This is a genomic window from Paenibacillus oryzisoli (genome assembly GCF_050467285.1).
Lineage (GTDB): Bacteria > Bacillota > Bacilli > Paenibacillales > NBRC-103111 > Paenibacillus_E > Paenibacillus_E oryzisoli_A.
Window position 1 is genome coordinate 35,444 of sequence record NZ_JBCMUN010000009.1, and the last position, 19,041, is coordinate 54,484.

Annotated in this window: 19 protein-coding genes; 14 read left to right on the forward strand and 5 right to left on the reverse strand. The window is 54.7% G+C overall.

What is annotated here, in order from left to right; all coding sequences use genetic code 11:
- Position 1 precedes the first annotated feature (1 nt).
- Positions 2-1,024, forward strand: a complete 1,023-nt coding sequence (locus tag ABE504_RS15515; protein ID WP_430090139.1) for a phosphotransferase — start codon at positions 2-4, stop codon at positions 1,022-1,024.
- A 158-nt stretch (positions 1,025-1,182) separates the two neighbouring features.
- Complete coding sequence (mgrA, locus tag ABE504_RS15520) at positions 1,183-2,175, forward strand: L-glyceraldehyde 3-phosphate reductase (protein ID WP_430090142.1); 993 nt, start codon at positions 1,183-1,185, stop codon at positions 2,173-2,175.
- Positions 2,176-2,178: 3 nt separating this feature from the next.
- Here mgrA and xerS read toward each other — a convergent pair whose 3' ends face one another.
- Positions 2,179-3,261: a tyrosine recombinase XerS gene (gene xerS, locus ABE504_RS15525; RefSeq protein WP_430090145.1), complete on the reverse strand. Its 1,083-nt coding sequence runs from the start codon at positions 3,259-3,261 to the stop codon at positions 2,179-2,181.
- Between the two features lie 153 nt (positions 3,262-3,414).
- On the opposite strand from xerS, the gene ABE504_RS15530 reads away from it, so the two are divergent.
- The 3 genes from ABE504_RS15530 to ABE504_RS15540 all read left to right on the forward strand — a co-directional run bounded on the left by ABE504_RS15530 (position 3,415) and on the right by ABE504_RS15540 (position 5,156).
- Positions 3,415-3,915, forward strand: coding sequence for an RNA polymerase sigma factor (locus ABE504_RS15530; RefSeq protein WP_430091343.1), 501 nt, complete (start codon positions 3,415-3,417; stop codon positions 3,913-3,915).
- Between the two features lie 3 nt (positions 3,916-3,918).
- Positions 3,919-4,806 carry a DUF3298 domain-containing protein gene (locus ABE504_RS15535; RefSeq protein ID WP_430090148.1) on the forward strand — a complete coding sequence of 296 codons (888 nt, stop codon included), beginning with the start codon at positions 3,919-3,921 and terminating at the stop codon, positions 4,804-4,806.
- A gap of 92 nt (positions 4,807-4,898) precedes the next feature.
- Entirely contained in the window at positions 4,899-5,156 is a 258-nt protein-coding gene (locus ABE504_RS15540) for a hypothetical protein (protein WP_430090151.1), read from the forward strand.
- Between the two features lie 120 nt (positions 5,157-5,276).
- Here the strand turns inward: ABE504_RS15540 and ABE504_RS15545 are convergent, their stop codons facing one another.
- Positions 5,277-5,561 carry a hypothetical protein gene (locus ABE504_RS15545; RefSeq protein ID WP_430076944.1) on the reverse strand — a complete coding sequence of 95 codons (285 nt, stop codon included), beginning with the start codon at positions 5,559-5,561 and terminating at the stop codon, positions 5,277-5,279.
- Between the two features lie 105 nt (positions 5,562-5,666).
- A complete protein-coding gene (locus tag ABE504_RS15550; protein WP_430090154.1) occupies positions 5,667-6,533 on the reverse strand; it encodes a helix-turn-helix domain-containing protein in 867 nt (288 codons plus the stop codon).
- A 516-nt stretch (positions 6,534-7,049) separates the two neighbouring features.
- On the opposite strand from ABE504_RS15550, the gene thrS reads away from it, so the two are divergent.
- A complete protein-coding gene (gene thrS / locus ABE504_RS15555) occupies positions 7,050-8,789 on the forward strand; it encodes a threonine--tRNA ligase (protein ID WP_430090158.1) in 1,740 nt (579 codons plus the stop codon).
- A 69-nt stretch (positions 8,790-8,858) separates the two neighbouring features.
- On the forward strand, positions 8,859-9,083 hold the full coding sequence (locus tag ABE504_RS15560) for a YwbE family protein (protein WP_430090160.1): 225 nt from the start codon (positions 8,859-8,861) through the stop codon (positions 9,081-9,083).
- A gap of 17 nt (positions 9,084-9,100) precedes the next feature.
- On the opposite strand, the gene ABE504_RS15565 is transcribed toward ABE504_RS15560, so the two are convergent.
- Together ABE504_RS15565 and ABE504_RS15570 are read right to left on the reverse strand one after the other, a co-directional pair.
- The gene (locus tag ABE504_RS15565) at positions 9,101-9,508 is read right to left on the reverse strand and encodes a DUF3995 domain-containing protein (RefSeq protein WP_430090163.1); all 408 of its coding nucleotides are present in this window, start codon (positions 9,506-9,508) and stop codon (positions 9,101-9,103) included.
- Positions 9,505-10,113 carry a TetR/AcrR family transcriptional regulator gene (locus tag ABE504_RS15570; protein ID WP_430090165.1) on the reverse strand — a complete coding sequence of 203 codons (609 nt, stop codon included), beginning with the start codon at positions 10,111-10,113 and terminating at the stop codon, positions 9,505-9,507. Before ABE504_RS15570 ends, ABE504_RS15565 begins: the two co-directional genes overlap by 4 nt.
- 431 nt (positions 10,114-10,544) lie before the next feature.
- Between ABE504_RS15570 and ABE504_RS15575 the strand changes: the two genes are divergently transcribed.
- From ABE504_RS15575 to ABE504_RS15605, 7 genes are all read left to right on the forward strand, one after another.
- Positions 10,545-11,357: an ABC transporter ATP-binding protein gene (locus ABE504_RS15575; RefSeq protein ID WP_430090168.1), complete on the forward strand. Its 813-nt coding sequence runs from the start codon at positions 10,545-10,547 to the stop codon at positions 11,355-11,357.
- A 63-nt stretch (positions 11,358-11,420) separates the two neighbouring features.
- Positions 11,421-12,791 carry an aspartate aminotransferase family protein gene (locus ABE504_RS15580; protein WP_430090170.1) on the forward strand — a complete coding sequence of 457 codons (1,371 nt, stop codon included), beginning with the start codon at positions 11,421-11,423 and terminating at the stop codon, positions 12,789-12,791.
- Positions 12,792-12,797: 6 nt separating this feature from the next.
- Positions 12,798-14,057 (forward strand): M20 family metallo-hydrolase, encoded by a 1,260-nt coding sequence (locus ABE504_RS15585; RefSeq protein ID WP_430090172.1) that lies wholly within the window; start codon positions 12,798-12,800, stop codon positions 14,055-14,057.
- A 50-nt stretch (positions 14,058-14,107) separates the two neighbouring features.
- Positions 14,108-15,484: an NAD(P)-dependent oxidoreductase gene (locus tag ABE504_RS15590; protein WP_430090175.1), complete on the forward strand. Its 1,377-nt coding sequence runs from the start codon at positions 14,108-14,110 to the stop codon at positions 15,482-15,484.
- 537 nt (positions 15,485-16,021) lie between these two features.
- The gene (gene preA / locus ABE504_RS15595; RefSeq protein ID WP_430090178.1) at positions 16,022-17,317 is read left to right on the forward strand and encodes an NAD-dependent dihydropyrimidine dehydrogenase subunit PreA; all 1,296 of its coding nucleotides are present in this window, start codon (positions 16,022-16,024) and stop codon (positions 17,315-17,317) included.
- Between the two features lies 1 nt (position 17,318).
- On the forward strand, positions 17,319-18,752 hold the full coding sequence (gene hydA / locus ABE504_RS15600; RefSeq protein ID WP_430090179.1) for a dihydropyrimidinase: 1,434 nt from the start codon (positions 17,319-17,321) through the stop codon (positions 18,750-18,752).
- Positions 18,745-18,960 (forward strand): hypothetical protein, encoded by a 216-nt coding sequence (locus ABE504_RS15605; protein WP_430090181.1) that lies wholly within the window; start codon positions 18,745-18,747, stop codon positions 18,958-18,960. The genes hydA and ABE504_RS15605 overlap by 8 nt, the downstream gene beginning before the upstream one ends.
- Positions 18,961-19,041: the final 81 nt, after the last annotated feature.

A 19,041-nucleotide genomic window follows, 5' to 3' on the forward strand; every position in this document is an offset into this window, starting at 1 on the left:
CATGGCGACGGAGCATAACGTGGACATGCAATTGAATGAACTGCCCGCATATTGGTTTCCGAAGCGGACGTGGACGCTGCGCGAAGGCGTCGGCGGGATGAACAATACGACGCGCTTTGTGGAAGTGGCCGGAGCGACCTATGTGCTCCGGCTGTATGAGACGCACCGCGATAGCAGTAAAATCGCGTTCGAGCACCGCGTGCTGCTGGAGTTGGGAAGGCGGCAGCACGAGCTGGATTTTGCCATTCCACAGCCGCTGAAGCGGCCGAATGGCGAAACGATGGTGACGCTGCCCGGCGGCAAGCTGGCGGCGCTATTCACCTATACCGAAGGCGAGAACCCGGGTGCCTTCGCGTTATCCCAACTGCCGCACATCGGCAAGGCGGTTGGACAGTTATCCGCTGCGCTTAGCCGGATCGAACTGGATTTGAAGCCGGAATATGCGCCGTATTACGAAATCGAGCAGATTCACCCACGCTGTACGCCGGACGCCATCCGGACGTTCTGTGAGCAGCCGCCTGGGCCGTTTGCGAAGCAAAAGGGGGAGCTGGCGTATATTTTTGCCCGATATATGGCGATTTACGAAGCGATTCCATTCATCCGCAGCTTGCCGCATCAGCTTGTGCACGGCGATATTAACGGTTCGAACATGCTGATCGACGATGACGGGCAGTTGGCGGCGATCCTGGATTTTGAATTTGTGACGCGCGATGTGAGGGTGATGGAACTGGCCGTCTGCTTGTCCGATCTCATCGATCCGAGCCGCAGCGAATCCGAGCTACGCCATCAATGCGATGCGTTCTGTGCCGGTTACCGCCAGCATATTCAGCTGTCGGACGCGGAGATGCGCGTGCTGCCGCTGCTGATTGAGCTGCGCCGCCTCGACGTGTTCATCCATTTCCTCGGCCGGTATTTGGACCAGATTGATTCGCAAGCGGTCCTCATCGATATTATTCAGAGCACGCACGAGAAGACGAAATGGCTGCAGCTTCACGGCGCTCGGCTATTGTTCGCGCACCAATAAGGCGGGGTTACTCACCTTGACGTAAGTAAGACACGTTTTTTTCAGTTCTTCCGCTGCTCGAAGGGTTCACGTATACTGTACATAGGAAACAGAGACAGGCATCCGGGTATACTAGAAAAGTTTTCGAATTGAATCGTTCCGAGGAGGAAGAAGTAGACATGGTTTATCAAGCAAGCGCAACGCGTTATGCAGAAATGAAATATAATCGCTCAGGCCGAACAGGACTGAAGCTGCCGGCGATTTCTTTGGGGATGTGGCACAATTTCGGAGGCCTCGATTTGCACGAGAACGGCAGAGCGATGCTGCTGCGTTCGTTCGATTTGGGGATTACGCATTTTGACTTGGCGAATAACTATGGGCCGCCTCCGGGTTCGGCGGAAGAGCTGATGGGCCGCGTGCTGAAGAGCGATCTGGCTGCCTACCGCGACGAGTTGATCATCTCGACCAAAGCCGGCTATTACATGTGGGAAGGGCCGTACGGCGAGTGGGGCTCCCGCAAATATCTCATTTCCTCCCTGGATCAAAGCTTGAAGCGGATGGGGCTGGAGTATGTGGATATTTTCTACTCGCATAGACCGGATCCAAACACGCCATTTGAAGAAACGATGCAGGCGCTGGACAGCATTGTGCGTTCGGGCAAGGCGTTGTACGTCGGGCTCTCCAACTACACGGCGGAGCAAACGAAGGAAGCGGCTTCGATTTTGAAAAGCCTCGGCACGCCGCTGCTCATTCACCAGCCGTCCTACAGCATGTTCAACCGTTGGATTGAAGACGGTTTGCAGGATGTGCTGGACGACTTCGGCGCCGGCAGCATCGCATTCTGTCCGCTGGCGCAAGGCCTGCTGACGAACAAATACGTAAGCGGCATCCCGACGGATTCGCGCGCAGCGGGCAAGAGCGCCTTCCTGAACTCGAAGGACATCACGGAAGAGAAGCTGAACCAGATCCGCCAACTGAACGAGATCGCGGTTTCCCGCGGCCAAAGCCTCGCGCAGATGGCGCTCGCTTGGGTGCTGCGCGGCGGACGTGTGACGTCGGCCTTGATCGGTGCAAGCCGCGTGTCGCAGATCGAAGAGAACGTGGCGGCGCTGAAAAATCTCGAGTTCTCCTCGGAAGAGCTCGACACCATTGAAAAAATCCTGAAGAAATAATCCTCAGGATTCCGCTCTTTTATCAATCGCTTCGGACATCGTCTTATCGGTGAGATGCGCGTAGATCTGCGTCGTCTCCGGCGAGGCGTGGCCGAGCTGCTCTTGCGTTTTGTACAGATCGTTCTGCAAATAATAATCGGTTGCGAACGAGTGTCGCAATTTATGTACGGACAAGTACGGCTTGCCGAAGCGCTTCGCGTACTTGATGACCAACTCCTGGATCGCGCGCTTTGTGATCCGCTCGCCTTCTTTCTTGCCATTTGCGATGGCCAGAAAGAGGGCTTTTTCTTTTTTCGCCGGTTTGTAGCGGGTGGAGCGAATGGCCAAGTACTCCGTCAGCATTTCGACAGCTTCGTTCCGGAAATAGACGGGCGTCTTGAAGCTCTCGTCGTTGTTCCCTTTTCGGTAGACGTAGACGAGCTTCTTTTTCAAATCTATGTCATCCGCGTTCATGTTGTACACTTCGGACACGCGCAGCCCGGAATTAAGAATCAGCGTCACGAGGCAGGCGTCCCGAATTTTATTAAGCTCGTAGGCGTACAGCGCCTGCTTGTTCGTCGCAATATCGTGTTCGTACGCTTCCCGAACGTAGTAAATAAACTCCGTAATTTCCTCCTCTTGCAGCAGCTTGCCTTCCAGCTTGGCCGCGATATCTTTCGGCTTGGAGGCGCGCTTGATTTCCACCTTCGCCATGACGTTGCGCTTCAGCAGCGGATAGAAGTTCTCGTCCTCAGCGATTTGACTCAAGTAATGGAACAAGGAGCGAAGGGCGGACAGCTTGCGGTTGATCGTCGTTTTACCATTACCTTGTCCTTTACGGGTGGTGAGGAACATGCGAAAATTGCTTATGCTCTCCATATGGAGCGTCTCGAGATCGAGCAGCGTCACTTCTTTGACGGAGGCGGCGGTCGACAGCCCTTCGGCGATCAGCCAGCCTAGGAAAATCTCATAATCGCGTACATATTCGAGCAGGGATGAAGGGGAAAGATCCGGAAGTTTATAGTTAATAAATTGCTCGATAAACCAAGGCATGGTCGGAATTCGTTTGTCTAATTCCTGGCGGTCTTTGATTTTAATGATATTCATGATCGTCTCACCTCCTAGATTTCAGTATAGCAGTGCATGGTCAAAATTGGTAGAAAAGCGCCAAACTATTCTGCGCCTTCGTGCGTCTTACGTGCAGAATCACAGATCATAATGAACGTTGGACGGTTAAAGGAGCGTTATCCCGATATGGCAATGAATCCGAAATTGGAGAGTCAGCTCGTCGCTTGCATTACGGAGCATCAAGAGAATGTGTACCGGCTCGCGTACAGCTATGTAAAAAATCAAGAAGACGCCCTGGATGTCGTCCAGGAGGCGATTCAGAAAGCTTTTGCCGCGGCCGGCTCGCTGAAAAACACAACTTCGCTCAAGAGTTGGTTTTATCGCATTGTCGTCAATACCGCGTTGGATTGCTTGCGGAAGAAGAAGAAAGTACAGATTGTCGACGACAAGGCCATGGAGTTGATCGCCTCAGGCAGCGAGGACGCTTATGCGGACATCGATCTGGAGCGGGCGTTGGATGACTTGCCGGATATGTACCGGAGCGTCATCACTTTGCGGTACTTTGAGGATTTGAAGATCGAAGAGATCGCCGAAGTGTTGAAAGAGAATACGAATACGATCAAGACGAGGCTGTATCAGGCTCTGAAGCTGCTGAAGATCCGCATGAACGATGATGCGCTGGTGGAGGTATAACCGATGGAAGAGAAAATGGAGAAGATGAGACAACAGTATATGGACATTCCGATTCCGCAAGAACTGAACTTTGTCGTCCAGCAGGCGATTCGTAAGCATAGACCAAAGCGCAGCGGGCGCAAATGGGCGGCGGGTGCGGCCGCAGCAGCGGTGGTTTTCGTGGCAGGCTTGAATACGAGTCAGGCGTTTGCCGACACACTCTCGGAAGTGCCTGTGCTTGGCGAACTTGTGAAAGTGCTGACGTTCCGGACGTATCATTATGAGGATAAGGGCTTTCAAGCGAATGTCGAGGTGCCGGCGATCACGAATTTGGATAACAAGGAGCTGCAGGAAACGCTCAACAGCAAGTATCTGGAGGAGAGCAAACAGCTGTATACGTCGTTCATGGCTGATATGGAGAAGATCAAAGCGGAACATCCCGATGCTCATATGGGGGTAGACAGCGGCTATGTTGTGAAGACGGATAACGAGCAGATTTTATCGGTCGGACGTTATGTAGTCAATATCGCGGGGTCCTCGTCAACGACGTTCCAGTACGACACTATTGATAAGAAAAATCAACTGCTAATTACGCTTCCGAGCCTCTTTAAGGACGATCGTTACATTGATTTGATCACCACCAACATCAAGGAACAGATGCTTCAGCAAATGAAAACCGAGCCGGGCAAAATGTATTGGGTGGAAGGCGGATCGCAGCAAGTTCCCAACATGGAGCTGTTCAAGTCCATCAAAAAAGACCAAACGTTCTACATCAATGCTCAGGGCAAGCTTGTGATCGTATTCCAGAAGTATGAAGTCGGCCCCGGCGTCATGGGCGTTCCGGAATTCGTCATTCCGACGACGGTGATTCAGGATGACCTTAGCACGCATGCTTACTTGACTTCTGAGTAGCTAGCCTGCCTCTTGCATAAAATCTTGCATAAAATGCCAATCGGAGACTCACATTAAGCAGGAAGTTACATTTTCATCCGGAGGGACCCGATATGCAGCAGCAGGATCAACAAGGCAATGGGCAAGATTCGCAAGGCTTTGAACGCGTAAAAGAAGCCGCCCACAAGGCAGAGCAAGCGGCGGAACAAACGCTGCAAATGGCGCAGCAGATCTATTCGCAAGCGACGGAGGCTGCGCTAAGCGCCGCGGAGCAGCAGCTCGAGGAGCTGCAGGGGCAAATCAAGCAGGCGCGGCAGAAAACCGAGGATTTGAAACAGGAGCTGCAAGATTCGAAGCAGCAGCAACAATGAGTGGATCAGGAGCCGTTTGCCGCGAGGCAGGCGGTTTCTTGTGTTTCGGGACGCCAAAATAGTGAAAAAGCTGCCGGGAAATCCCGGCAGCCAAGGGCAGGTGCTGAAGGCGTTTGCAGCTTACTTTTTAACGAATCCCATCGCATACTTGAGTACGACACCTAGAGCACCGATATAGTACGCAATTTTCACGATGTAATCGGTGTGGTCCAGCGGCATCAGGTTGACGAGCAAGAAGAGCGGGAACACGTAGTAGAGCAAGTCTTGCAAGTAAGACAGAATCATAGCGGAAGAGAATGTGCCGGCCGACATCGATTTGAACAAATCAACGACGAAGCTAATACCCATTACCGCCAAGACAAGCCACATTGCGTAAAGCATTAATCCGGAAAGGGCAAATGTCATTGTGATTCACCTCCACGCAAGGAAGATTTGCTTCCACTGTATCTTATGCAGGGAGGTGACAAGTTGTACTGGGCGCGTGTGGAACTGCCGTACAGGCTTTGCGGATCAGGTGTGAACCGTATTACGGAATATTTGTGGCGCAACGCCGACATATTTCTTGAAAATACGTGAGAAGTAGAACACGTCCTGGTAGCCGAGCTCAAGGGCGATTTCTTTGACAGCTTTGTCCGTATTGAGCAAAATGTTTTTGGCTTCGGCCATTTTCATACGATGGATATAGGTACCGAGCGGGTAGCCGGAGTAATCGTTCACGATGCGGCGCAAAGTCGAAACCGAGATGTGGTGCCGCTTGGCAAACTCACGCGGATCAAACGACTGATAGATGGCATGGTTCAGCTCCTCGATGAGCTTGATGACCTGCTGGGCTTTGGTCGGCGATTCCGTGGTGGCTTCTGCGCGCAGCATGAATTCGAAGATCAGCGACTCCACCAGCAGGGAGGCACGGTCAATATTGGCGGGGCTGCCGCTTTCCATCAGCTGAAAAATCAGCTCGATCCGCCCGATTTGCGAACCGTCCTCTTTGCCGACAAAGGTGACGCGGTCTGCGTCGGTGATCCAGCTCTGGAGCCACTCGTTGATCCGTGTGCCCTCGAACGAGAAATAGTACTCATCCCAGTAGCCGCCGGGGTTAGGTCCGTACTCGTATTCGGCCCCAGGTCTGAAAAAAAACAGCGAGCCGCTTTCCACTTGCTGCACAGGGCCCTGGTTGATGCGGAAAACGCCACTGCCCCCGGCGATGTACACCGCGGCCCACTTCTCGAAAGAAGCGTGTGTCCGGTAATGGATGCGTCCGGGCAAGTGACCGACGCTATAAATAATGAGCGATTGCAGCTTTAATTTGCTGGCATCGATCGGGATTGTAATAAGGCGAAGCGGATAAGGGCTAATCGTATTATCCATGAATCTGGGCATATTGTACATTCCTTCCAAAAATGGCCGTAATGCTACACTGAGGGAAATTAATCGCATTAACTTTCTTTGAGTCCATTATAAAGGACCGCTTGCGATGGCGAAAGACGACCATGCGTATTTTCTTTTCCGGAGAGAAGGAGTGAATCTGTTATAACGATTCTTTCCCTTGAAAAAGCGCGTATACGTCTTGTAACATAAAGCCTAATCATATCTCAAAGCGTTGACCAAAGACACGATGTCCAGCCCCGAACCGCACAGAGAGAGAAGCCTCGGCTGCAAGCTTCTCCGGATTCGATTGCGACGTTACCCCTTTGCAGCTGTGCCGTCCAACCCGCCTTGCTTGCGGCAGTAGATGGCAACGATTCATCCTCGATACCGGATGGCAATAAGGACGACAGGGTACCTGTCGTTGAAATTGGGTGGAACCACGAGCTGAACGCACTCGTCCCTTGGTGGATGGAGGCGTTTTTTTTGCGTTCACATAGAAATGAAATCGTGAGAAAAGGAGGAAGTAAGATGGAACTTGGCAATCAATCGCAATTAGAGGTGATGCGCCATACGACGGCGCATGTATTGGCACAGGCCGTGAAGCGCTTGTATGGCGCAGGCGCGGTCAAGCTCGGCATCGGCCCTGTAATTGCCGACGGCTTTTACTACGACATGGCGCTGGAGAAGCCGCTCTCGCCGGAAGACCTTGCTGCGATTGAGCAGGAAATGGCGGCCATCATACGGGAGAATCTGCCGATCGTACGTAAGGTCGTCTCCCGCGAAGAGGCGCTGGCCTGGTTTGAGGAGCAGGGCGAGACATTTAAGCTGGAAATTATACGAGATTTACCCGAGGATGCTGAGTTGACCGTCTATGAGCAGGGCGAGTTTGCGGATCTGTGCCGCGGGCCGCACGTCGCCTCAACCGGCGAAGTGGGTGCGTTCAAGCTGCTGCATACCTCAGGCGCGTATTGGCGCGGGGATGCGGCGAATGTGATGCTGCAGCGCATCTACGGTACAGCATTTGGCAGCGTTGAGGAGCTTGAAGCGCATTTGGCTAGAATCGAAGAAGCCAAGAAGCGGGATCATCGCAAGCTGGGCAAAGAGCTGGATCTGTTCATGTTCTCGGAAGAAGCCCCAGGCATGCCGTTCTTCCTGCCGCAGGGGATGATCATTCGTAATGAGCTGGAAGGCTTTGCGCGCGAGCTTCAGCGGAAGCGGGGCTATGAGGAAGTAAGAACGCCTTTGATGATGAATAATCGCGTCTGGGAGCAATCCGGTCATTGGGATCACTACAAAGACAACATGTATTTCACGCAGGTGGACGATGTGAAGTTTGCACTGAAGCCGATGAACTGTCCCGGTCATTTGCTGATCTTCAAGAACAGCTTGCATTCGTACCGCGAGCTGCCGATTCGCATCTCCGAGTTCGGCCAGGTGCATCGCCACGAGATGTCGGGCGCATTGAATGGCATGATGCGGGTGCGGACATTTTGCCAGGACGACGCGCACTTGTTCGTGCTGCCGGAGCAAATCGGTGAAGAGATCGGTCAGGTTATCGATTTAATTAATCATGTGTACGACGTGCTAGGATTTGCGTACACCGTAGAGCTGTCGACTCGCCCAGACGAGAAGCTGGGGTCCGACGAGCTGTGGGATCAAGCGGAGCTGGCGCTCCAGAATGTGCTGGATCAGCGCGGCATTCCTTATCAGATCAATGAAGGCGACGGCGCATTCTATGGGCCCAAAATCGACTTTCATATCTTGGACAGCCTGAAACGGAGCTGGCAGTGTGGCACCATTCAGCTCGATTTTCAGATGCCGGATAAGTTCGATCTCGCCTATGTGGGGGAGGATGGCCGTAAACACCGGCCGGTTGTGATTCACCGCGCACTGTACGGTTCGATGGAACGGTTCATCGGCATGCTGACCGAGCATTTTGCCGGCGCGTTTCCGCTGTGGCTGGCGCCGACACAGGTCCTGATTTTGCCGGTCTCCGAGCATCAGGCTGCGTATGCTTATCAAGTGAAGCAACTGCTGTCGCATGCAGGCGTTCGCGCGGAAGTGGATGCGCGTCAGGAAAAGCTCGGTTATCGCTTACGGGAAGCGCAGCTGCACAAAGCGCCGTATGTGTTTGTCGTCGGTGATCGTGAGATGCAGGCGGGCGAAGCGTCCGTCAGAGCAAGAGGAGCCGCTCAGGGCGCTGTGTGGAACGTGGAAGAGATCGCGGCGCAGCTGGCGGCGGATATTCGGGATCGAAAACGGTGGTAGAGATTGGAGTCCGTTCTGTTCATTATGCTATAATGAGGGTCACATTAAAGGCAGAGGCAGGCGAGCACCATGAATGGACAACTGCGGAAAAATATCGTTCCCGGACTCCAGGTAAACATAGTATTGAAGCAGGATCAGCGAAGTGGAAAGCTGACAAAAGGCGTTGTGAAAGAGCTGTTGACGAACTCTCCCACACATCCGCATGGTATTAAAGTGAGATTAACTGACGGCCAGGTGGGACGGGTGAAGGAAATACTTTCTGCCGATGCGCAGGGGGGACCAACGCACGGCTAGATGCTTCATTCTGCGGCCTACAGGGCATAAAAGAATGTCCAGCACAGCCAGAGGCAGAGCGGTGTAAATAAAAAGTAATCGTACCTGGCAAATCGGGAGGCGCGGTTCGTTTTGAAAAGTCCGACGTATTTAAAATCGCCGATGCATCGGAGAGCAAATACGATGGCCGACAAGATGCAGCCCCATCTCACGAGCTTTGCCGGCAGGGCAAGCGGGAGCAGATCTCCTTGCATGCCGAGCAGGCAGGCATCGAGGATAACGACAACGGCCACAAGCAGAGTAGCGATCCTATCTGGCCGAAAGGTCGGACTGCTGGAATTGGCGATAGTTGGAATCGCGACCGTACTGCCCCATTTTCCGCCAAATGCCCAATAGATATGCAGGGTCCCGACTGCAAGCAGCAAGACGAATGAGATAAGAATCATCGTTGTTCCACATCCTTCCTTGGATTCATACCTTGCCAAACAAGTTCAAATCGCGGTAAGAATAACGCTTCAATCTGAGGATGGCGCTGTGGGGAAGCAGCCCACTGCAGCAGACAATGAAAGTAGATCGCAACTAGAACACCGGCGGCATCCGCACACGACAATTCAGCGGAGAGTTGGTGTTCTTTTTGCGCTTGCAGCAGCAATTCGGTCAGTACTTGCTGAAATTGTTCGCTGAGCGGCAGCTCCTCTTCCATGAACAGGCTGGAACGCATCATTTCGGAAATCGTATGCCGAATCAGCTCGGAATGACGGGCATAGGGCACAAACAGATCGTGAAATAACAACTGCAGCTTTTTCTTGATGTCGACAACCTCGGCGTGCTGCTGGACGGCTGTATGCACCGCAGCCATTTGCGAATTGCCGAAGTGAAGAAGAACGGCTTCTTTCTTAGGGAAATACAAATAAAAGGTTCCTTTAGCAATACCGCATGCCTGCGTAATCTGGTCGACGGTGACGTGCGGAAAGCCGTGTTCGGTAAATAACTGCATCGCCGTCAAAAAAATGTGATCTTTAAGCTCCTGTTTACGAGTTTCGCGCAGCATGACGAATGTGCACCTCCAGTGAAATGACTTAAGTCAAATAATGACCACAGTCATTATTATATATGGAAAATATTTTATTTCAAGAGCAATTCGCTAAAAACGGCTTGCGGTGGGAGCAGGGCAGTCACATTATCGACAAAAAGAGAGGGAGGTCGACTTATAAAAGCGTTCTCAATTCGCTGTTTTACGCATACATTGCTACAACGCAAAGGTGTGCACGTTATCTTGCTATTTAGGTGACATAATAAAAGTTATGTAAACTTTTGTTGTAATTCCTATTTTCAGCGCTGCCTTTTATGGATGATGACAAAAAAAGGTAAAATTGACCGATGTATATTTAAAATTGATCCTCAAGGTTATATAATGGTATACAATCAGTGTTTCAACTTACCTCAATGCTTCTGTGTTCGCAGGAATGGGAGGGCCGATGGATGAATTCAGATCGTGCTGGGCAGCATGTGGACATTTCACTCGATGGCGTATGGGTAACCGCTGGCAAAAAAGGCAAGACGAGCACCGTGCTTCAGGACATTACGTTTGATGTTGGCCGGCATGAATTTGTTACGCTGTTGGGGCCGATAGGCAGCGGTAAGTCGACGCTTCTGCGTCTCATGGCGGATCTCCAGCAGCCGTCCAAAGGGCAAATCTCGCTGCATAAAGCACATCCGCGCGAGGTCCGATTACGGCGAAAGTTCGGCATTGTCGGTGCGCAGCCCGGTCTGTTCGAATGGCGCACCGTCCGGGAAAATATTGAACTGCCGCTGGAAATTGCTTTGCACAACCGTTCCCTCTTCAAAGACAAGATTGACCACCTTCTTGACATCGTCGGCTTGACGAAATTCAGCGACTACTTTCCGTGGCAGCTTAGCCCCGGCATGCAGCAGCGCGTCGCGATCGCACGTGCGCTTTCCCTCGATCCGCCTATTCTTTTTCTCGACGAACCGTTCTCCGCTTTGGATACTTTTACCCGTGAAAAACTACAAGACCAGCTTCTGCACCTGAAGGAAAAAACGAACCTAACGATCGTTTTCGTCTCGAACAGTGTGTCGGAGGCTGTTTTTTTATCTCATCGTATTGTTGTCATGGTGCCGAATCCCGGACGCCTTCACTCCCAGCACGAGATTAACCTCGGCTCTGAACGGGTGCCAAATATCCGTGAAACCAAGCTATTCCACGAACTCACGGCAGCGATTCGCAACTGTTTTCCGGCAGCGCCCGATCTCATTCAGGATCAATTGGGATAGCCTCGCTCATACAAGCATATTCATAGATTAAGTGAAGCAGGAATGAGGGAAAGGGTGGCGGTGATGGCTATCAACGATCCGGTTGACAAAGAAGCATTATTGGAAAAAGACCGCAAATACGTCTGGCATCATATGACGCAGCATAATGACAATCCGATGATTATCGCTTCCGGAGACGGAAGCTGGGTGACGGATGTGGACGGCAATCGCTACCTTGATGGCATGTCAGGGCTGTGGTGCGTGAATGTCGGCCATGGCAGGAAGGAGATCGCGGAAGCCGCCGCTCAGCAAATGATGACGCTTGCCTACGCCACGATGGTGCAGGCGCACATTCCCTCCATTGACCTTGCAGCAAAGTTGAATGCATGGTTGGAAGGCGAGTATCGGATCTTTTTTTCCAATTCCGGTTCCGATGCGAATGAAGTTGCTTTTAAAATCGCCCGGCAGTACTTCCATCAAAAAGGGAAGCCGGCGAAGCATAAATTCATTTCGCGGCATCGCGCGTATCATGGGAATTCGATGGGCGCGCTCGGCGCGACGGGGCAAGCGCAGCGGAAGCTGAAATACGAGCCGCTCGGCGTCGGCTTCTCGCACGTACCGCCGCCGTATTGCTACCGCTGTCCGTTCGGCCAGACGAAGGACAATTGCTCTCTGCAATGCGCCAAAGCGATTGAGCAGGCCATCGTCTGGGAAGGGCCGGACTCCGTCGCCGGCGTCATCCTCGAGCCGGTCATCACCGGCGGCGGCATGCTTGTCCCGCATGAGGGCTATTTGCCGGCGGTAAGGCGCATCTGCGAGAAGTACGACGTGCTGCTCATCGTCGATGAAGTGATCTGCGGCTTCGGGCGCTCCGGCCGCAAGTTCGGCCATCACAACTACGGCGTCAAGCCGGATATTGTGACGATGGCGAAAGGCCTCACCAGCGCCTATTCGCCTTTGTCGGCAACAGCGGTCTCAGCGGAGCTGTATGATGTGTTCAAAGGCGGAGATGTGACGAGCCATTTCCGGCATGTGAATACGTTCGGCGGCAATCCGGTGTCATGCGCCGTTGCGCTTGCCAACCTTCGCATCCTGGAGGACGAAGGGCTTATCGCCAGATCGGCGGCGATCGGGGAAGCGTTCGAGGCCAGACTGGTCCCGCTGCGGGAACACCTGCACGTCGGTGATATTCGGATTTTCGGCTCGGCGATGGGCATTGAGCTGGTGGAGGATCGGAGTACGAAGGAGCCTGCGACTCCCGAGCGCGTGGCAGCTATCGTTGCCGCCTGCAAGAGCAAAGGGCTGCTGGTTGGCAAAAACGGTGATACCGTGCCCGGTTTTGCAAATATTTTGACATTGAGTCCACCGCTCAGTTCAACCGATGATGATATCGATTTTATCGTGGAGACGCTGCTGGATGTATTTGGAGTCGGATCTATTTCGTCGAAAGGATGATGCAAGTTGCCAAAGAACAAGCCGTTATCCATTAATGCTCCTCGTTTGCATCAACATATTCAGGCACTTGCTCAAATTGGGAAGCTCGGCGAGACCGGCGTGTGCCGGTTGGCGCTCAGCAAGGAAGACCGAGAAGGCGTCGATCTCGTGCGATCCTGGATGGAGGAAGCGGGGATGACGACGCGCATCGATGCGTTTGCGAATCTGATCGGCGTCTGGAAAGGGCGAAATCCGGAATTGCCGGTGCTAATGCTTGGATCGCATGTCGATTCCCAGCCCTACGGCGGGAGGTTCGATGGCGCAATTGGGGTGCTTGGCGCGATCGAAGCCGTGCAGACGATGGCCGAGCGAGGGATCGTGCCGGAGCGCGATGTGGAGGTTGTTGCTTTTTGCGATGAGGAGGGCTGCCGATTTAACAAAGGGTTGTTCGGAGTTCGCGGGATGACGGGCAAGCTGGAGCCGGATGAGTTGGAACGTATGGATAAAAATGGCGTTACACGCCATCAGGCCCTGCTCGATTTCGGCGTCGATCCGGCAGAGCAGGCCGATTATGTATTCCAAGCCGGGCGGGTCGGCGCGTTTCTCGAGCTGCATATTGAGCAAGGGCCCGTGCTGGAGGCGATGGATCACCCGATCGGCATAGTCAGCGGGATTTCGGGGCCGCTATGGTTGACGGTCGAAATGACGGGCTTCGCAGGACATGCCGGCTCGGTGCCGATGGGGATGCGGCGCGATGCGCTGGTCGGAGCGGCCAAGATTATCGTGGCGCTGAATGAGCTTGCCAGCCGGGAGCCGGGGGCGCCAACGGTGGGAACGGTCGGCTCGCTTCAGGTATTTCCGGATTCGCGCAATATTATTCCGGAGAAGGTGGCGTTCACAGTCGATTTGCGCGATATTGATTTGTCCCGCCGCCAAGCGCTGGAGCAGGAGTTATTTGCTGCTTTGGAGCGCGTTGCTGATGAGCACGGGCTGGCCTATACCGTTCGCGAGGACACGAACAGCGAACCGCGCTATTGCGCGGATTGGATGAAGCGGACGATGCGCGAAGAGGCGGAAGGCATGGGGATGGCGCCGCCGCCGGAGCTGATGAGCGGGCCGTTTCACGATTCGCTGGCGATGTCGTACGTGTGCGATTATGGCATGATTTTTGTCCGCTGTCTGGCAGGCATCTCTCACAATCCGAAGGAGTTTGCGGCTCCGGAAGATATCGCGCTTGGGACGGAGCTGCTGTACAGGACGACACGTCGGATTGCGCTGCAGGAATAAAGCTAGTGACTCAGTAGCATGAGGTAGAGGGTAGGGAAGGAGCGCATAGGATGGGATCTTCATGGATTTCTCTCACGGATTTGAAGCGTAACTTTGAGGAAGTCAAGGCCGGGATGAAGCCGAAAGAGGCGCTGGAGGAGTCGAATCGCTGTTTGTTTTGCTATGATGCGCCTTGTACGCGCGCTTGCCCCAGCGGCATTGACGTGCCGTCGTTCATTAAAAAGATTGCCACCGGCAATCTCAAAGGCTCGGCGCGCACCATTCTGGAAGCGAATCCTGTGGGTGCTTCGTGCGCACGCGTCTGTCCGACCGAGGAACTGTGCGAAGGCGCTTGCGTCCTTAATCAGTCGTCCAAGCCTATTGCGATCGGACAGCTCCAGCGGTACGCGACGGATTGGGCGATCGCCCACGATCCGGAGTTGTTTGAGGCTGGACCGAGCAACGGTCGATCTGTTGCCGTGGTCGGCGGCGGCCCGGCCGGGCTGTCGGCCGCTCGCGAGCTGGCGAGGCTCGGCTTCGAGGTCGCCGTCTATGAAGCGAAGCCGCAAGCCGGCGGCTTGGATACGTTCGGCATCGTTTCCTTCCGCTTGCCGGAGGAAATCTCGCTGTGGGAAGTGCAGCAGGTGGAACGGCTGGGCGTGACGTTTCATGTGAACACGCGCGTCGGCGTGGATGTCAGCAGCGAGGCGCTGCTGGAGCGGTACGACGCCGTGCTGCTTGCCGCCGGCATGGCGCAAGTGCCGATGCTTGGCATTCCGGGCGAGGGGCTCGACGGCGTCCACGATGCGATTGATTTTGTGGAGCGGACGAAAGCGGGACTTGGCGTTGAAAGATCGCTTGATACATCGCTGGTGGGCAAGCGCGTGGCGGTGATCGGCGCCGGCAACACCGCCATCGATGCGGCGACGTGCTCGGTCCGCCTCGGCGCAGCGGAGGTGGAGATCGTGTACCGGCGCTCGGCAGCGGAGATGACGGCGTATGATTTTGAGTACGAGTTTGCAAAGCAGGACGGGGTACGCTTTCGCTGGCTGACTGCGCCTACGCGAATCGTTGGCGATGAGGCGGGGCGCGTCGTGGCGCTGGCGTGCATCCGCATGGAGCTTGTGGATGCGGGTAGCGGACGCAAGGAGCCGAAGCCGATCGCGGGCACGGCGTTTGAAATTCCCGTGGACGCGGTAGTGAAAGCGATCGGACAGACGCGGCATCTTGCGCTGATCGAGGCGTTTGGCCTGCAGCATGTGAACGGAACCGTGGTCGTGCAGCCGGTAACCGGCGCGACCTCGCATCCCAAGGTGTATGCGGCGGGAGACATTCGTTTCGGCGCGGGACAAGGGGAAGCGATGGTCGTCTCCGCTGCGCAGCAGGGGAAGGACGCAGCCTACGCGATTCATGAGCAGCTCGTGAAGGGGCGGGAGGCGTCGGCTTAGTTGCGCTTCCCAACGCGCTCGTTGCTTCGCCGGCGCATGGCGGTCGGTCAAACCCCAAGCCGTGAGAGTAGGTTGTAAAGCCGGACGCGTGCCGGGCGCTAGGAAAGCCCGGGAAGCGGCATTGAGAGCCTCTTGGGGCGGCGGAGACAGAGGCCGCTCGCGAGCAGATGCCGGGTTTAAAGGCGGATCGCGTGCCGAAGTCAGTGTAATGGCTGTAACGGCCTCGAAGCCTGCAAAAAGGCAGGCTTTTTCCAGAAAACTGCGGTAAAAATGAAAATTCCTGCGAAAAGGCAGGCATTCCGGCTCATCTCTCGAGAAAGTGATGAAAAATTGTAAAAAGGTGCCTATTCGCAGGCATTCCGTAAAATTGGGGCTTTTGCAGTGAAATTCCTGCCTTTTTGCAGGTTTTTTGCAGGCTCTACTGGCCGACTGGGCTGGAAGAGAGGGGCGGGAGGCGTCGGCTTAGCCACGCCACGCTGAGAGCTGCACGAGTGACAAGCTTTTGACTCGATCATGAACACAAAGGAGGGATCCGGCATGGCGGATTTGCGCATCAATCTGGCTGGTATTTCTTCACCGAACCCGTTCTGGCTCGCTTCGGCGCCGCCGACGAATACCGGGTATCAAGTGCAGCGCGCGTTTGAAGCGGGGTGGGGAGGCGCGGTCTGGAAGACGCTCGGCGATCCGATTATTAATACGTCGTCACGTTTTGCGGCGGTTCATTTTAACGGGCAGCGGGTGGCGGGGTTTAACAACATTGAGCTGATCACGGATCGGCCGCTTGAGGTGAATCTGAAAGAAATCTATGAGACCAAGAAGCAGTTCCCCGATCATGCGCTCGTCGTGTCCCTGATGGTGGAGCCGAAGCGGGAGAAATGGCATGAAATTGTAAAAAAGGTGGAAGCCGTCGGCGTCGACGGGCTGGAGCTGAACTTCGGCTGTCCACACGGCATGGCGGAACGAGGGATGGGGGCAGCCTCCGGGCAGCAGCCGGATCTCGTGGAAGCCCAGACGATGTGGGCGAAGGAAGCGGCGCAGACACCTGTCATCGTAAAGCTTACGCCTAACATCACGGATATCACGGCAACGGCAAAAGCAGCGGTGCGCGGAGGCGCTGACGCGATTTCCCTCATCAACACGATCAACTCGCTCGCCGGCGTCGATCTTGATACGTGGAACACGATCCCACATGTTGGCGGGAAAGGATCTCATGGCGGCTACTGCGGCCCTGCCGTGAAACCGATTGCCCTGCACATGGTCGCGGACTGCGCGCGTAATCCGGCGATTACGGTGCCGATTTCCGGCATCGGCGGCGTTTCCTCGTGGCGCGATGCGGTGGAGTTTATGCTGATGGGCGCCACAGGCGTGCAGGTGTGCACGGCGGCGATGCATCACGGCTTTCGCATTGTCGAGGATATGATCGACGGCCTGAATAATTACCTCGACAGCAAAGGGATTGCCAGTGTGTCCGAGCTGGTCGGCAAGTCCGTTCCCAAATATTCGGATTGGGGCAATCTCGATCTCAATTATGCGGTCGTCGCACGGATCGATACCGAGACCTGCATATCGTGCAACAAATGTCATATCGCCTGCGAGGACACATCCCATCAATGCATCGAGCGCACGGTCGATAGTAGTGGCAAGCCGATTTTACAAGTGAGGGAAGAGGATTGTGTCGGCTGCAATTTGTGTGCGATCGTTTGCCCGGTGGAGGGGGCGATCTCCATGGTGGAAGTCGCGGGCACGGAGCCTCCGTTGACCTGGAACGAGCGCCAGACGGCGGTTGCCAAACTCGGTGAAGGCGAAGACGGAAGCAAGAAGGAGGCGGTGTAGCATGGCGAAAATCATTCGGGGCGGCACCATTGTGACAGCGTCGGATACGTATCAGGGGGATATTAGGATCGAAAATGGGGTGATTACCCAGCTTGGTAAAGGATTGAGCGTGGAAGGTGCGGAGATTGTTGACGCCACAGGGCTGTATGTGTTTCCAGGCGGTGTCGATCCGCACACCCATCTCGATATGCCGTTCGGTGGCACGGTGACGGCCGACAATTTCGAGACTGGCACGAGAGCGGCTGCGTTCGGCGGGACGACAACGATTATTGATTTTTGCCTGACAAATAAAGGGAAACCCTTGCGGGAATCCGTGCAAACGTGGCATGCCAAAGCCGAGGGCAAGGCGACCATCGACTACAGCTTCCATTTGATGATTGCGGAGATCACGGATGAGGTGCTGGCAGAGCTGCCGGCGATCATTCAGGATGAGGGCATTACGTCGCTCAAAGTGTTCATGGCGTACAAAAATGTGTTTCAAGCCGACGACGGCACACTCTACCGTACGCTGCTCGAGGCCAAAAAGCACGGCGCACTCGTCATGGTGCATGCGGAGAACGGCGATGTGATCGATTATTTGATTCGCGAGGCGCTGGAAGCGGGCAACACGGATCCGATCTACCATGCGCTCACCCGACCATCGATTATCGAGGGGGAAGCGACGGGGCGCGCAGCGAAGCTGACGGCGATGGCGAACTCGCAGCTCTATGTGGTGCACGTGACGTGTGAGGAAGCGGTGAAGCAGATTACGGAGGCGCGCAATCAGGGTATCGACATTTGGGGCGAGACGTGCCCGCAGTATTTGATGCTGGATCAGACATATTTGGAAAAGCCGGATTTTGAAGGGGCCAAATATGTATGGTCGCCGCCGCTTCGGCCGAAAGCGCATCAGGAGGCGCTGTGGACAGCACTTAGCAGTGGGCAGCTGCAGACGGTGGGCTCGGATCAGTGTTCGTTTAATTTTAAGGGGCAAAAGGAGCTCGGACGTGGTGATTTCAGCCTAATCCCGAACGGCGGGCCTTGTATCGAGGATCGGTTTTCGATTTTATTTTCCGAGGGCGTGCGCAAAGGGCGGTTGACGCTCAATCAGTTCGTGGACGTGGTGTCGACGCGGAGTGCGAAGCTGTTCGGCTTATTCCCGCAAAAAGGCACAATCGCGGTCGGCAGCGATGCGGATCTTGTGCTGTTCGATCCGGAAGCGGCGCGCACGTTGTCGGTGCAAACGCATCACATGAATGTGGACTATAACCCGTTTGAAGGCATCGCGATTACCGGCGAGCCGGTCAGCGTGCTGTCACGAGGGGAATTCGTCATCCGCGATAAGCAATTCGTCGGCAAAGCGGGAGCGGGGCAGTACCTCAAGCGGAGGCGGTACCAAGGCGCGGCCTACGCCGGCAGTCCTGCCAAGGCGAACGGAGGTGTCGACGATGTCTGAGTTTGAGCAATTTCAAGCGGAGAAGGAGAAGCTGGACGGCTATGTCGCGCAAAAGTTTCGGATCGTCGGCGTCAAAGAAGATCTGGAGGGCGCTTGGCTGGATCTCGAGCATCCCGGCGGCGAAACGGCAAAGCTGCATTTGAAAACAGCGAATGCCCGCAAATATTATGTGAATGTCCTGCTGATGCAGGGGCGCACGAAGCCGTGAGGAGGAAGTTTGGGGTGGCGGCTAACGCGAGCTGCGCCCAAAAGTAACCATTCCTGTGAGGTTTGTGCAGCGGTGAGGAGG